The 14,185-nt window shown below is 61.7% G+C and carries 13 protein-coding genes and 2 pseudogenes; 6 read left to right on the plus strand and 9 right to left on the minus strand.

Annotated features, from left to right (window positions below):
• The first annotated feature begins 112 nt into the window (after positions 1 to 112).
• Positions 113 to 622, plus strand: a complete 510-nt coding sequence (locus Q8O26_RS02480) for a lysozyme inhibitor LprI family protein (RefSeq protein WP_305573138.1) — start codon at positions 113 to 115, stop codon at positions 620 to 622.
• An 8-nt stretch (positions 623 to 630) separates the two neighbouring features.
• Complete coding sequence (locus tag Q8O26_RS02485) at positions 631 to 1,038, plus strand: hypothetical protein (RefSeq protein ID WP_305573140.1); 408 nt, start codon at positions 631 to 633, stop codon at positions 1,036 to 1,038.
• Positions 1,039 to 1,111: 73 nt separating this feature from the next.
• Here Q8O26_RS02485 and Q8O26_RS02490 read toward each other — a convergent pair.
• Positions 1,112 to 1,264: pseudogene (locus Q8O26_RS02490) on the minus strand (integrase core domain-containing protein); the annotation flags it as partial.
• A gap of 479 nt (positions 1,265 to 1,743) precedes the next feature.
• Here Q8O26_RS02490 and Q8O26_RS02495 point away from each other — a divergent pair.
• Both Q8O26_RS02495 and Q8O26_RS02500 read left to right on the plus strand, forming a co-directional pair.
• Positions 1,744 to 1,896 (plus strand): annotated as a pseudogene (locus Q8O26_RS02495) (IS3 family transposase); the annotation flags it as partial.
• Positions 1,897 to 2,124: 228 nt separating this feature from the next.
• Positions 2,125 to 2,667 (plus strand): hypothetical protein, encoded by a 543-nt coding sequence (locus Q8O26_RS02500; RefSeq protein ID WP_305573142.1) that lies wholly within the window; start codon positions 2,125 to 2,127, stop codon positions 2,665 to 2,667.
• A gap of 829 nt (positions 2,668 to 3,496) precedes the next feature.
• On the opposite strand, the gene Q8O26_RS02505 is transcribed toward Q8O26_RS02500, so the two are convergent.
• The 6 genes from Q8O26_RS02505 to Q8O26_RS02530 form a co-directional block, all read right to left on the minus strand.
• Positions 3,497 to 4,474 carry a hypothetical protein gene (locus tag Q8O26_RS02505; RefSeq protein ID WP_305573144.1) on the minus strand — a complete coding sequence of 326 codons (978 nt, stop codon included), beginning with the start codon at positions 4,472 to 4,474 and terminating at the stop codon, positions 3,497 to 3,499.
• Positions 4,475 to 4,774: 300 nt separating this feature from the next.
• Complete coding sequence (locus Q8O26_RS02510) at positions 4,775 to 5,470, minus strand: ABC transporter ATP-binding protein (protein WP_305573146.1); 696 nt, start codon at positions 5,468 to 5,470, stop codon at positions 4,775 to 4,777.
• Complete coding sequence (locus Q8O26_RS02515; protein WP_305573148.1) at positions 5,467 to 6,672, minus strand: FtsX-like permease family protein; 1,206 nt, start codon at positions 6,670 to 6,672, stop codon at positions 5,467 to 5,469. Before Q8O26_RS02515 ends, Q8O26_RS02510 begins: the two co-directional genes overlap by 4 nt.
• Positions 6,673 to 6,675: 3 nt before the next feature.
• On the minus strand, positions 6,676 to 7,776 hold the full coding sequence (locus Q8O26_RS02520) for an efflux RND transporter periplasmic adaptor subunit (protein ID WP_305573150.1): 1,101 nt from the start codon (positions 7,774 to 7,776) through the stop codon (positions 6,676 to 6,678).
• Positions 7,777 to 8,599: 823 nt separating this feature from the next.
• Positions 8,600 to 9,217, minus strand: coding sequence for a glutathione S-transferase family protein (locus tag Q8O26_RS02525; protein ID WP_305573152.1), 618 nt, complete (start codon positions 9,215 to 9,217; stop codon positions 8,600 to 8,602).
• 11 nt (positions 9,218 to 9,228) lie between these two features.
• The gene (locus Q8O26_RS02530; RefSeq protein WP_305573154.1) at positions 9,229 to 10,308 is read right to left on the minus strand and encodes a TRAP transporter substrate-binding protein; all 1,080 of its coding nucleotides are present in this window, start codon (positions 10,306 to 10,308) and stop codon (positions 9,229 to 9,231) included.
• Positions 10,309 to 10,399: 91 nt separating this feature from the next.
• Here Q8O26_RS02530 and Q8O26_RS02535 point away from each other — a divergent pair, with 91 nt between their 5' ends.
• On the plus strand, positions 10,400 to 11,023 hold the full coding sequence (locus Q8O26_RS02535) for a helix-turn-helix domain-containing protein (protein ID WP_305573156.1): 624 nt from the start codon (positions 10,400 to 10,402) through the stop codon (positions 11,021 to 11,023).
• A gap of 4 nt (positions 11,024 to 11,027) precedes the next feature.
• Here the strand turns inward: Q8O26_RS02535 and Q8O26_RS02540 are convergent, their stop codons facing one another.
• Positions 11,028 to 11,984 carry a PDR/VanB family oxidoreductase gene (locus tag Q8O26_RS02540; protein ID WP_305573158.1) on the minus strand — a complete coding sequence of 319 codons (957 nt, stop codon included), beginning with the start codon at positions 11,982 to 11,984 and terminating at the stop codon, positions 11,028 to 11,030.
• Positions 11,985 to 11,986: 2 nt separating this feature from the next.
• The gene (locus tag Q8O26_RS02545; RefSeq protein WP_305573160.1) at positions 11,987 to 12,397 is read right to left on the minus strand and encodes an MOSC domain-containing protein; all 411 of its coding nucleotides are present in this window, start codon (positions 12,395 to 12,397) and stop codon (positions 11,987 to 11,989) included.
• A gap of 887 nt (positions 12,398 to 13,284) precedes the next feature.
• Here Q8O26_RS02545 and Q8O26_RS02550 point away from each other — a divergent pair.
• Complete coding sequence (locus Q8O26_RS02550) at positions 13,285 to 14,157, plus strand: tripartite tricarboxylate transporter substrate binding protein (RefSeq protein ID WP_305573162.1); 873 nt, start codon at positions 13,285 to 13,287, stop codon at positions 14,155 to 14,157.
• The last annotated feature ends 28 nt before the right edge of the window (positions 14,158 to 14,185 follow it).

Raw genomic sequence — 14,185 nt, forward strand, 5'->3', positions numbered from 1 at the left:
CGGCTGATGAAAAGCCGCCTGTAGGAGCGGCGGATGATCCAGACCCTTCATCCGACGCGGACCAACGGCGCGCCCCAATCCCAAACACCACAGACCGGAAGTCCGAACGCCCATGCGAAACGCCGCAACCACCCTGCTTCGAAGCGTCTTGCCCGTCTTGATGCTCGCCTTCGTCTGCCTGTCCGGTCCCGCGTTGTCACAGCAGCGCGATGAAGACGAGGGGGAATGGGTGGGGCTGGCCGAGATGCTGGAATCCTGCATCGGGAACGCGCGAAACGATGCCGGCAAGCGGCTGGCTTGCGTCGGTTCTTTCGCCCGGACCTGCATCCAGCGCGCCGAGAACCAGACGACCATGGGAACGGAGCGTTGCTACATGCTGGAGCACAGGGCCTGGGATGCGCTGCTGAACCGCTATTTCCGCGAGCGGCCACAAGGCGAGAAGGGCACGGCGCTTGTCGCCGTCCAGCGGGCATGGATCAGCTACCGCGACCTCAAATGCGGATACTTCCGGATACATCATGATGGCGGCTCCATCGCGAGGATACTCGCTGGCAACTGCATGATGGATGAGACCGGCCGGCGCGCAATCGAGGTTCGCGCCTTCCGCAACCAGGCGCGATGAGGCGGGCCATGACGCCGCTTGTTCTCTCCGGTCGTTGGGATGGCCCTTCCAACTCTCTTCGCATCCGCGTGGCGCGTGCTCTCGACAGGTTAGAGACCGCGACACGCATCGAAGTGCTGTTGCGCCAGCACGGCGCTCCGATCGCCTACGAGGTTTTCGACCGTTCGTTCGTGCTGTGTGAGCCCGCGCTTCCGGGTGTTTCGGGCGATCCTGACATCTCCATCGTGATCGGCGACGCCGAGCACGACCTGTTCTTCGTCGCTCAACGCGAACGCGGCGGTCTCAGCTCGCTCTCTGTTCACGCCGCAATCCACGATGCCGTCTGGGATTTCCTTCGTCGCGCCGCCGTTCCTTCGAATCTGCACCAGGTTTCGCGCGTGATCGTGACGTTGCCCCCAGTTTCTATCCAGCCGTGAGTTCGTTCCGGCGGTTGGTGAAGCGCTACCCGTTTCTAGGCCAGCCGGAGCTGGAATCTTCCGGGGTTAAGGCTCATGCCGGCGGGGGCGCCGGAGAGCCGTTCAACAGTGCGATCGGGGGCTTGTTGCCGATGCCGCTGTGCGACCGGACCTCGTTGTAGTCTCTACGCCAAGCCTCCATTTTCGAGCGGGCGTCGTCAAGGCTCATGAACCAGTGCGTGTTCAGGCCGAGAAGGCGCTGACCACCGAGAATCCGAGTTTCAAGACGTCTTTGGAACTCCCTACTCATTGTTATAATCGGGGGTGCGAATGATGCCGAATGGTGTAGTTCCAGTGCCGAATGATGCTGGGCGATATGACGAGATCCCGCATGAAGGCTGGTTTTGAGGCCAAGAAGAGCCCGTGGCGCTTTGCCGTGGCACCGATGATGGATGGGACGAAATATTTCAGAAATTATCGATTTATCAGAGAGTTAAAAGAAAGTCAGTCTTTCATGTTGTAGGGATGTTGTAGGTGCCGCTGCGCGCCCTTACGCGCTCCGGCATCTCGAGCCTACCGCGACCGCTTGGTGAATCTGCCGCCTCCGCGAGCCCATCGGCAACATCCCGCCGGCCGAGGCCGAGGAACGCTACTACTCGTCGCTGGCAGAGCCGGCGATGGCCGCATAACTCAAATCAACCGGCCTCCGGCAGGCCTGGGGCGGTTCACAACCATGCCCGCTACCACGAGAGCCCCGGCAATCTCACGCCCGCCGACGTCTACTTCGGCCGCGTTCAGCCCATCCTCACCGAACGTGAAAGGATCAAGCGCCAGACAATCCAGCGCGGACGCTTGCAGCATCAGCTGCAGGCCGCATAACCTCAAACCCAGATGAGCCAGAACCTCCGGTCCTAAGGCGCCGAAACAGTCTCAAATCATCTGACGACGCACACGTCATGCTCGTTGCGGCAGCCGTCATCTTCGGTATCCGCTTCAGCAGCGATGTCGGCTGGTGGACGGGCCACCGGCTGAATTGGACCGATTGACAGGCATCCAACGTCTTGGCGCGGGCGCGCCAAGTGGGCCGGTTATCAGGAGAATTGTTGGATGACAGCGCAGAATGAGGGCACCGAAAACCGCAGTCGTCTGGAGGCGCGACGCTCGCTCCGAGAGACCGAGATTATGGCCAATGTCTTTCTTGGCGTCGGGATCGCAGTCGGCGTGGCTGTGTTGTTCGTTGATTGGCGGATCTCGCCTTTGCCAGTGCTCCTGGGCGGGGTGTTCTACGTCGCCGTGCACATGGGCGCTCCTCCGTCTGGGCGAGACAATCCGTTGATTTTTGCGATCGACAGGCAGGGCATTCAAATTGGGGGCTCAACCCCAATCCCCTGGAACGCCATCTCGGCCGTGAAGCTTCAAAGCAAAATCGATGCTTTGAGTGGCGCATACCTTGTGATCGAATTCTCAGACGAGGAAATTTTTACGGCGCAGGCCAGCGCCTGGGATCGCATAGAGCGCGTCATCCTTGGCCGAAAGTCAATCTCGGTTCACTTGGTGCAACTCGACGTTGGCCCGGACGACATCAGAAACATCGTTCGTCAGTACCAGCCGGGGCTTTTGGGTTCGGAAAACCCTCTTTTCAGAGCATGAACAGGCCCGATCCGGCAGTCCGATCATGTCACTGTCAGGCGTGCCTGTGTGGAGAGCGCTACCTGAATGCGGTCGCGTGAAGCACGACGGCGACCATGGCGACGAGTGGCGTCAGGAACTTGACCGCTTGCCACCATGTGCCTCCAACAGACCAGCGCCCGTAGACGATGCTCGGGCGAGGCTGTTTTCCTGTCTGAGAGGCTGACCGAAGAAGAAGTTGAGTGATATCAGCCGTTTGTGATTCCGTCGGGGTTGCGACACCTTCGATGGAGATCTTCATGTGGACCAATATCACCCTGCTCCGGGTCGTGGTGGTTCTGACGGCGGCCCTTGATCGTTGTTCGAGTGCCGGAGAAGGCGCTGCCAAACAGTGATCGCGTTGCACCACGTGCTCGGAAACCGCTCCGCATTGTTGTAATCTGCGGTTCGAACAATGCCGAATGGTGCAGTTCCAGTGCCGAATGATGCTGGGCCATAGGACGAGAATCTGCATGAAGGCTGGTTTTGAGGCCAAAAAGAGCCCCTGGTGCTTTGCCGTGGCACCGATGATGGATGGGACGAATTGTTCCGAAAATGATCGAAAAAACAGATGGTTGAGCGGCGTTCAGCCTTTCATGTTGTAGAAATGTTGTAGGTGTCCCCGCGCGCGCTCCCGCACTCCGCATATCGAGCCTACCGAGCCCACTCGGTGAATCTGCCGCCTCCTCGAGCCCATCACAACGTCCTGCCGGCGGCAGCCGATGAGCTTGCTAGACGTCGCTGGCCAAGCCGAGGATTGGGGTATTTCTCTCGTCACCTGCCTCGGGCAAACCCAGGGCGGTTCATGGCGTCAGCTGGGCGTTGCCTGAGCAGTGCTGGGGTAGGGGCAGCTTCCGAGGCTATTTTGGTTTGTCTGACAGCACTGGCTGGAGCCGTTCTGGACTGCAGATGTCGGTAGGACGGCATCTGCGCGCAGGCCGGCGTAGATGAAGTGCGGATGGTCTGCTCCGACGAAAACATCCGGCATCACGTGCCAATGTGTCACGCCCGAGCGAAGCGCCTCATCGTACTTGCCATGAGGGGCCGCAGCGGTGGGGGGGCCAGCGAAACCCACGAGGTCGGCGTAGCCGCCGGCAACCTCGCCGCCCTGCAAGCCTGGCAGCGTCTCAGCCCCGAAATGAACGAAACTGGCGATGCCGTGCACCGAGCGGCAGGCGTCAGGATCGCGGAGCCAGGCAAGGGCCGTGATCACCGTGTCCTCTGCGATGGACAGATCGGAGAAGTGCGGCAGCGCCAGCACGTCATCGAGCACGGCGCGGCTCACCCAGATCATCTTCTCCTTGAAGGGCGCGATCGGGTTTTCCGTATCGAGGAAGGGGCCGATCACGAAGTCACGTTCCTGGCCGAGTTTGATTGAGAAACAGTGCTGGCCTCCATCGACGAAGGCCGCGACCGCGCGGCGGAGATTGTCCTCGACCAGGGTATCGGGCGTATAAAGGCTGTCGTCGTCGATCAGCATGGCGAGCCGGTAAGAAAGCCGTTCATGCATGGCCGTGATCGCGGTATGCACGACGTCGCCGATGCGCGTATGGGGGCGCTCGGAGGGTACGACCAAGAGCCGGCCATCGGCAAAGGCTTTGGCGTGCCGGGCGGCGAGGGAGTCGAGATAGTCCTCGCCGTAGAGCTGTGCGTAAACGAAAACCGAGGCGGTCCACCCGCCTTCAGCCAGCGCTGGTAGGAAGCCGTCGAGCAGATCATCGAGGAGCCGGGCGAGGATGGCTTCGCGCCCGCGGCTGCAGATCATGACGACGATTTCACGTTTGAGCATCGGCGTCCATTTTTTGCGTCTTCTTTCGTGAAATACTCTTCGACTTACACATTCCAGAACACAATGGAGCACTGTCAGAGAAAATTGGCTTGGTCAATGGCGGTGCAATGGTCGTGTCCTGACGCGTGGTGTAGGTGAGGGTGTGAACCGCAATGGGTTTGCCGGAGGGCTCAACTCCTGAGAAGGACGAGCCATCATGAGCAAGACGACGAACAATTTCTCGGGAACCGCGAGGGCCGCTTTGCTCGTCTCCATGGTTGAGCGGCTATACCCAACCAGGACCCTGCCTAGTGTCCCAGGTCAATGCCGTTCTCGGGCAAGTCGTCCATCGAGCAAGCGGATTTCCCGGCGGCACTGACCAGCGATCGTCTCATCATGGGTTGAGATCAGGAAGGTGGTACCGTCGGTCCCGTTGAGATCGATAAGGAGATCCATCACCCGCCTTGCACTCTCCCGATCGAGATTGCCCGTGGGTTCGTCGGCGAGTACCAGATCAGGGCTGTTCATCAAGGCACGCGCCACCGCCACGCGCTGCTTCTGGCCTCCTGATAGTTTGCTTGCCGGAAAGTCGCGGCGATCGGCAAGCCCAACCTTGTCCAGTAGCTCGGTTGCCCGCCTTCGATCGACTGGTGTTTCGCGACCCTTTCGGGTAGCTGCCGGGAACATGACGTTTTCGAGCGCGGTAAAGTCGGGCAGCAGATTGTGCGCTTGGAAAACGAAGCCGATGTGCTGGTTACGAAACTCGGTGAGATCGACGTCGCGGGCGCCGATCAGGTTGAAGCCCAGCATCTCGAACCGACCACTTGTCGGCCGCATCAAGGTGCCGAGTATGCTGAGCAGCGTCGATTTGCCAGAGCCTGAAGGGCCCAGAAGCGCCACAAATTCTCCCCGATCCAGACTGAGAGACAGGCCGTTGAGAACTGTTGTTGAAATTTCGCCATCGTTGAACTCCTTGACCAGATCGGTAATGATCAGGAGTGGCGTGTCTACAATCATGGGCCAATGACCTTGACCGGGTCGACGCGAGAGGCGGCGCTCGCTGGCCAGATCGCGGCGAAGATTGCACCAATGAAGGTCAGCAGAATTGCGGTTCCGTAGGCGCCTTCGCCAATGGCGATTGGCAGACCTGTGCTACTGGTGGCCTCGGGCAGCGGGAAGGGCAATAGGCTCAGATAGCCGAGGCCGGCCCCAAGCAGGCCGCCCGCAAGTCCGATCAAGCCGCCCTGGATCATGAACACGCCGACCACGAACCGCCGTGTCGCCCCCATGGCCCGCATGATGCCGATCTCAGATTGTCGCCGATAGGTCGACAGCAACAGGGCGCTGGCAACGCCAATCACAATCGTGACCAGCGCAAACCCCTTGATCACGTCGCCAGAGCGGGCCTGAGCTACCAAACCATTCAGCAACTGCTCGTTCTTCTCGGTCCAGGGGATCGACTTAAGCCCGGTCGTGTTTGCGATGCGGCGCGCAACTTCAGGGGCGAGTCTCAGGTCGTCGAGTTTGACCTCCAGCCGGGACACTCCATCCGGCAGTTCGAACAAGACACGAGCCGTTCGGAGGTGAACATAAATCGCGCCATCGTCAACGCTGGAAACGCCTAGAGAAAAGACGCCACCGATGAGCAGTGTCGCATCGATATTCCGTTCCGATCGAATGGAAACTCTCTGACCCACCTGCAGACCCATCGTCTTTGCAAGGCCCGATCCGATGAGGGCTATGCCGATCGTGAGGTCCCCAGAGCCGGCGACGAGATTGCCGGCGACATTGGCAATCGCTGAGACCTGATCGGGCTCGACGCCTGTCACAATCACCGGAGCGATTGCCTCTCCCTTGGTCAGAAAGCCGTTTCCGGCGACGACGCCTGCAACGCTCGTGACATTGGGAATAGCCTCGATTGCGGGGAGAAATGCCGCTGCAGACTGCAGCGTCGTTCGCTGCTGGACCGATTTAAGGATTGCGACAAGGGTCCCGCTGTCACGGCCATAGAGCGAAACAGGATCCCGGTCGGGCGCTTGGATGGTGACATGGGCAATGTTGCCCACTGTGCGATTGAGCAGCAGCACCGCGAGCCCGCCGATCAGCGCGCTCATGAAAACGAAGATGTAGACCCCGACGGCGACCCCAGCGATCAAAAGGGCTGTCTGCGCGCGATTGGAGGCCAGATACCGAAGAGCGACCTTGAAGCTGTAGGTCACCGCTCAGCTCCCCTTGACCGAGACCGCCAATCCATCGACCAGCGCCTTCGGATCGATGATGACCGCGTCACCGTCTGTGAGGCCGCTGCGAACAATTAGCCGGGAGGAAGGCCAGTCAACGAAGTCGATGGGGCGGCGGATTGCTCTGCCCCTTGCAATGACAAATACGGCCGGCGCGGTCATCAGATCCACGATTGCGCTTCGGGGGACGGTGATAGCTGCAGGTTCTTGTGAGACCAGGATATTGAGGTTGACCGACAGTCCAATAGGCAAAGCCAAGCCTTGCATATCCGCTATTGCGACGCGCACGAGACGTCCGCCGGTGGTGGTCTCAACGTTCGGCGAAACGAAGCTTACTTCACCTTCAAGCGTGCGATTGTAGCCGGTGGGTTGCAGCCGTGCCTTGAGACCGCGCCTGAGCTCTGAGGAGTACAACTCGTCGACGACGGCTTCGGCACGCAACTGATTGAAGTCGGCCATCGAGATAAGCACGCTGGAGGTACTGACGACCTGTCCAGGGTCGCCAGCGCGCACCAGCACGGTGCCGTTAAACGGTGCCCTGATGCTGTATTGAGCAAGAAGACTGACAGCTTGGTCCCGCGCCGCGGACAAGCGTTCCACATCGTTCTGTGCTGTCTGCACCGCGAGTTGCGCGGTTTCGAGGTTCCTGCGCGAAATGGTATCGCCGAGCGCCTTGGCCCGCTCAAACTCGACCTTGGCCTGCTGCAAGGTTGCCCTTGCGCTGTCGACCGCTGCATCCGCCTGGGCAACCGCCGCCTTCTGCTGCTCGTCGTCAAGGACCGCAACCAGATCGCCGGTTTTCAGGACATCGCCCTCACGAACCAGGACCGATCGCAATCGCCCGCCGATGGTCGAGCTAACATCAACCTTCATAACAGGCGCGATCCGCCCGTTGACTGCCAGAACGCGCTGGGTCGGGCGAGCATGCACCGTCTCCACCTCTACAGCGACCTGCTTTGTTTCCCAGGGCCGGGTGAAACCGAACCAGATGGCAATGCCAGCGACGAGCGCCAGAAGTGCCCAGAATGTGGGGGAGCGTCGCCGAGGCCGGGCGTCTGCTGCCGCAGGCTGGGGCGTACTCATGATGCAGCGTGCCGCAACACCCGCTCATGCTCATCAGCAGTTCCCTGGAAGGTTGCGCAAATGCCTATGCAATGCCTCCGCCTATGGGTCGATGATAGGTCACCCATCTCCACAGCTCTCCTATCGTCCTGACCGCGACCTGCCGAAGCCATACGTCTCAATTATGCGCCCGTCGCGCGCACCACCAGCGAGGTTCCTCGACATCGTCGCTAACTCAGCGGGCGCGCTTTGGGGGCTGCACGTTCGCGTTCCGGACAGCCCGCACGTGAACAGGAGCCATCTCCAGCCGTGTTCCGCACCTCGCGCGATCATTCCCTGGGCCCAGCGTTGCTCACGATCATTACGAACCGACAGGCCGCTTGTATCCTTGGCCCGCATCACGGCAGGACCCACCTTGGAACTCGCTGCGGCGACCCTCGGCGACAGCAGGACAGACTGAGGCGCGTGCCCGATGAAACGGAATCCCATAGACCGTAGTTCGGATGCATAACACACAAAATCGCCAGACCGGGGTCTGAACCGCCGCCGGCCTTACCTCCGCAAAGAGCTGGTCACTGATCGCCGAAGGCCAAAGGCTGGTCGCTGCGTGGTTTCCGCTGCATTCCTTCGACGCTTGAATTGTTGTTCGGGTGAGTTCTGACGAGGCTGTTCATACTCGCACCTTGCAGTCCCTCGTGTCGCAAAGACCACGTCTAGGCCCTAGCGGCTGATCAACCGCACCATCAGACTCCACGGCCACGGGGCCCACTCCGGCGGTTGCGCAGCCACTGCCTAGCCCAATGGCATTCACGCACCGCCCCCGCAGGGTTGAAGAATGGCATCGTCATGGGATTGGCGGCGTGCCCAGCAATCCCGGCATGGAAACGTATCCCGGCAGCGCTTCGATCCGCTCCATCCAGGCAATCACATGACGGAAGTCGTCAAGCGGCAGCTTCCCCTGCCGCGAAAGGCCAACATAGGGATAGCAGGCGAGGTCCGCGATGGTTGGCCGGTCGGTTGCCAGCCAAGCGCGATTGCCCAGTTCCCTATCGAGGATGGCGAGGACCCGCATGCCTCGCCGCGTCATCAGGTCGATGTCGATGTGCTCGCCGAGAAGGTAGTAGAGGCGAGCTTGCTGAAGGCTGTTGTTGATCTCGTTGGTTGCGAATGACAGCCATTGCATGACCTGAGCGGCTGACTTCGGCTCCAGTGGGAACCAGTCCGGCCCATAACGGCGGGCGAGATAGACCAGGATGGCCTGGCTGTCCCAGATCACTGTCCCGTCATCCTCAAGGATCGGGATCTGAAGCAAAGGATTGAGGGCCGCGAAGGCCGGATCCTTTTGCGGCAGCCCGCCTGGCACATCGGTGAAGATATGCTCATGGTCGAGCCCCAGCATCGACAGAAGTATGCGGACCTTGTGCCCGTTGCCCGAGAGGTGGTGGTCGTGGAGCCGAATCATGGCGGCGCCGCTCAACCCCGATTGGCCGCTAGGAAGCGCTCCGCTGCACCGTCGTTCACCGCGCTCCACAGGACCTGATCGTCGCGGAAGGTCTTCCACTGCTGATGAACGCGGGCGAAATTGGCGTCCCTCGCCGAAAATTCCTGCATCGCCTCGGCCGTCGCCGTCTGCAGCGCCTTCATGATGTCGTTCGACCAGAAACGCAGCTGGACGTTGGCGGCGAGGAGCCGGCGCAGGGCCTGCATGTTGTAGGCGTCGTATTTGGCCAGCATGTCGAGATTGGCCTCCGCACAGGCCGCCTCTAGCGCCTCGCGATATTGCGGCGGCAACTCACGCATTTTCGCCTCGTTGCCGATGAAGCATAGCGAGGCGCCGAGCTCCATCACGCCGGGCGCGTAGTAATTGTTGGCCACCTTGTGGAAGCCGAGCTTTTCGTCGTCGTAGGGGCCGACCCACTCGACCGCATCCAGCGTCCCGCGCTCCAGCGCCGGATAGACGTCACCAGCGGGAATCTGCTGCACGACGACGCCGAGCTTGGAGAAGACCGAACCGAGGAAGCCGGCGGCGCGCATACGCAACCCTTTCAGGTCGTCGACGGTTTTGATTTCTTTGCGAAACCAGCCGCCCATCTGGGCGCCGGTGTTCCCGCAGGGGATCTGGACGACATTGAATTGCTTGTACAAGTCGCGCATCAGGTCGAGCCCGCCGCCATAGCGCATCCAGGCGTTGTGCTGGCGCGGAGTCATGCCGAAGGGCACGCCAGTGTCGAAGACGAGCGCGGGCATCTTGCCGATGTAGTAGAAGCCGGCGGTGTGGCCGGCTTCGATCGTGCCGATCTGGACCGCGTCGAGAACCTGAAGCGGGCCGACGATCTCGCCGGCCGAGAAGACTTGGATTTCGAACTTGCCGTCGGTGAGCTTCGAGACCTTTTGAGCGATGGTTGTGGCGCCGCCGAAAACAGTGTCGAGCGACCTCGGGAAACTGGACTGCATGCGCCAGCGGATCGTGGGTTGCCCCTGGGCCAGCGCCGGGGCGGCGACCGCCGCGGCTCCTCCGGCAACTCCGAACTTGAGCATATCGCGACGCTTCATTAAGGCCTCCTCAGTCTGGTAGACGAGTTTAGGCAAATTGTTGTCCAGAGAGCAACAGGGACCTCAGACCTCCGTGGCATCGACATTGAAATTGCCAAAGACCGCCCCCGAAGCCGCGCCGGCCCGTCGAGCGAACAAGCAGGCCACCGCCGCGCGGATGCAAGGCATCGCCGCCCGCATCCGGTCACTGCGCACCCGCGCCGGCATGACCCTCGACCAACTGGCGGCCGCCACCGGCCTGGACAAGGGTTATCTGTCGCGGCTGGAGCGGCAGGCGAAGACGCCGTCGATCACCACGCTGATGAAGCTCGCCGACGCCTTCGCCGTCGATCTCAGCCGGATCTTTGGCGATACGGTGGAGCGCTCGGCGATCACCGTGGTTCGGCAGGCAGAGCGCATGCCCTATGGCGCCGGCGGCGACGAGCATGCCTACCAGGCCCTGTTCCAGGACGACGGGCAGCATCATCTGTCCGCCTTTGTCATGGAGCCGGGGGACCATGGCGACCGCGACATCGGCGAACATGCCGGCGACGAGATGATCTATGTCCTGAACGGTATGGTCGAGGTAGCCTTCGCCGACCATACCGTCGTTCTGGAGACCGGCGATAGCATGCGCTTCGAGGGGCATCTGAAGCATCGGCTTCGGCGCATCGGTCCCGAGCGGTCCGAGGTTCTCATCGTCATCGCCCGCGACGGCATCGCGAAGGATCGTTAGACGGTCAAAGGTCGAGGACCAGCCGCTCGCTGGCACAGCCGGACACGCATGGCGTCATGTAGGTAAGGCGCTCGCCCGGCTTCATCACGAGATCGCGGTGGATCGGGACGCCTTCCAGGTAGCGGGTCTTGCACGTCAGGCAGGCGCCACCCTCGCATGACGCCTCGATTTCGACCCCCGCCTCGCGCAGAGCTTCGACGATGGTCATGCCCGCAGCTACCGGAATGCTACGCTTCGAACGGGCCAGTTCGACCGTGAAGGCCTCCGCTCCCGGAGGGATCCGCGCGCTACCGAAATGCTCGACATGAATCGTGTCCTCGGGCCTTTCGGAGCCGGCCGCGAGCACTGCCTCGATCATCCGCGACGGTCCGCAGCAGTAGACCTGAGCGTCCTGGGGCAGGTTGTGCATGAGGCCGCCCAAGTCGAGACGGCGGCCGCCGTTATCGCGGCTCGCGTAAATCTGCGCCAGCCCTTGCCGCTCCAGCGCCTCCAGCCAGTCGCGGAAGGGCAGGTCGGCACGCGACTTGACACATGCATGGAGTTCGAATGGCTCGCCACGGCGGCGCAGGACCTCAACCATTGCGATGAGCGGGGTTAGGCCGATGCCGCCGCCGACGAGCACGTGGCGTCGCCCGGTGGCGGCCAGGGGGAAATGGTTACGGGGCAGCGACACGAGCAGCCTGTCACCCACCTTGACGGTCTCATGGATCAGGACCGATCCGCCGCGCCCGGCGTCTTCCCGTTGCACTGCGATGCGGTAGCGAACGGCATCTGCCGGATCTCCACAGAGTGAATACTGGCGCACCGCCCCATTCGGCAGGTGGACGTCAATATGTGCTCCGGCCTCAAAGGGCGGCAGCGGCCAGCCGTCAGGATCGGCCAGGTTGAGAGTCAAGATCGAACTGTTCTCGACGCGAATGTCACGAACGATCGTCGTGACGCGGTGATTAGGTCGGACCATCGCTACTCGCCCGTGATCAGGTCGCCGACACGGACAACCCCGCCCGACAGGATCCGCGCATGCAGGCCCGAACGATGAAGCAGCGGTGTGAAAACCTCCTGGCCGGTGATCTGTTCGATATGTCGGCAAGGCGTGCTGAGCCGCGTTCCCTCAAGCGCGACCTCGCCGACTCGGAAGACCTTGCCGACGAGATGGTTGAGCGGCGCATTGCGGGTGGTGATGTTGCGGCGGTGATCGGCAGGGGCCATCCGGATTCCGTAGTCACGCTCAAGCGCGACGAGCGTCTCTATCTCGAAGAGCGTGACCTGCCGGCCTTCTTCGGGGCGGTCGGAATAGAAGCCCGCCCCGGCGCGATAACGGTCCCCTTCAATGCCTTCACCCTTGATCAGAGTGAGCGCATCAAAGGCACCCATGGGGAGAAAGGCCCGCGGGCAGCTGTGCAGATGTTCGACGGTTCCAGACCACATAATTCATGCAACTTGTTGTCCTGCGGACAATATGCGGTTGGGGTGACGAAGTGTCAAACGGCCTTCGTCCTCACCTCGTCGACTCTGCAAAGCGGTGCCACGCGACTGTTGATGGAAGCGACATGTCGGCACCCAAAGCAACCCCTGCGTTCCAGCAGCGGACGCCCTCACGCAATTGGTTGGGGACTACGCTATCGGGGCCGCGGCGTGCAGATCGCGCAATGGTGGAGGTCTATGCGACGTAAGCGAGCACTTTGACCTTCAAATGAGGGTCAACCATTGCCGCACCTCGCGTGTGCTTCGCGCCTCTATTGCGGTCACTAGTTTATGGCCCGGAAGCAGACATTTAAACGCGGTGCGTGCAGGGTCTAAATCCAGGACCTACGGCGTTCGATACCCTCCGCAATGCCTCTGCTGGAGAGGCCAGACGGCATAAGGCAAGCCGCCGGTGCAACCTGATGTCGGCGGATGGCCCAGCCAGTTTGTCTCCGCAAAGCCGCGCCCGCTCAGCTCGATTCGTGGCTGACAAGCCGGTCAGGTGCACTGTGAACGGATGTCCCGACGTGCGCGAATGCTCGAACGCCTGGCAGCGGCTCTCAGCATTATGGCGTTCAATTCAGTAATTGGATTGATACGGGTCAGACAGTGCGTCAATCTGGATGGAACGCTCGGACTGGTGAACCAGCCACCAAGGACAAGAGCGACATCAAACCAAGGGAGATATGACGATGCTCACGAGGCGTTCTGCTGTCGCCGGCTTGTCCGCCGCCGGACTTCCTCTCTTTGCCCCCGCTCTGCGGGCGCAGGCCTTTACGCGCCAAATCAACCTGATAGTGCCCTTCGCCCCTGGCGGCACGTCGGACATCCTCGCCCGCCTGATCGGCCCGAGGCTGTCACAGGTCCTGGGCCAGCCGGTCGTCGTCGACAACCGGCCGAGCGCCTCGGGCAATGTCGGTGCCGATTTCGTGGCGCGTCAGGCCGGCGATGGCCACACGCTACTCATCGCCGATGCGGGGACCCTCGCGAGTGTGCCAGCGCTGTTCAAGCGGCTGTCCTTCAACGTCAAGACCGACCTTGTACCCGTGGGCATGGTGTCGTTCTCGCCCTATCTCGTGGCCATCAACCCGCAGGTGCCGGCGACCTCCTTCGCGGAGCTCGCGGCCTATGACAAAGCCAATCCCGACAAGCTCAATGTCGCCACCAGCGGCGTCGGCGCGGTCAATCACCTGACGGCCATGGTCGTCGGAAAGCACTTCGGCATCAAATGGAGCGCCGTGCCCTATCGCGGCGGCGCGGCGGCGGTGCGCGGCGTGGTGTCGGGAGAAAGCAACGTCATCTTCAACGGAGCCATCGCCACGCTCCCGTTCGTCACGCAGGGCCAGTTGAAGGGCATCGCTGTTTCTGGGGAGAAGCGGCTGGAGGCCCTGCCGAACCTGCCCTCCTTCAAGGAGTTGAACACCCCGGTGCAGGACGCCGGTTCGTGGCAGGGGATCTACGCGAGCAAGGGCACGCCCCCCCCGGTCGTCTCGCGCCTCAACGAGGAACTCAACAAGGTCCTGGCGCAGGCCGACATCGTGGCCAAGATCAGGGAGCTCGGCAGCGATGTTCGAGCCAACTCCCCGGCCTCCTTCGCCGCCTGGATGGATAAGGCGATGGTCGAATGGGGCGAGGTCGTGAAGGCCGAGAATATCTCGCTGGACGGCTGAAGCCCGGGTCTCGGTGCGCCGGCACAGC

It is taken from the genome of Phreatobacter sp. (genome assembly GCF_030691135.1).
Taxonomy (GTDB): domain Bacteria; phylum Pseudomonadota; class Alphaproteobacteria; order Rhizobiales; family Phreatobacteraceae; genus Phreatobacter.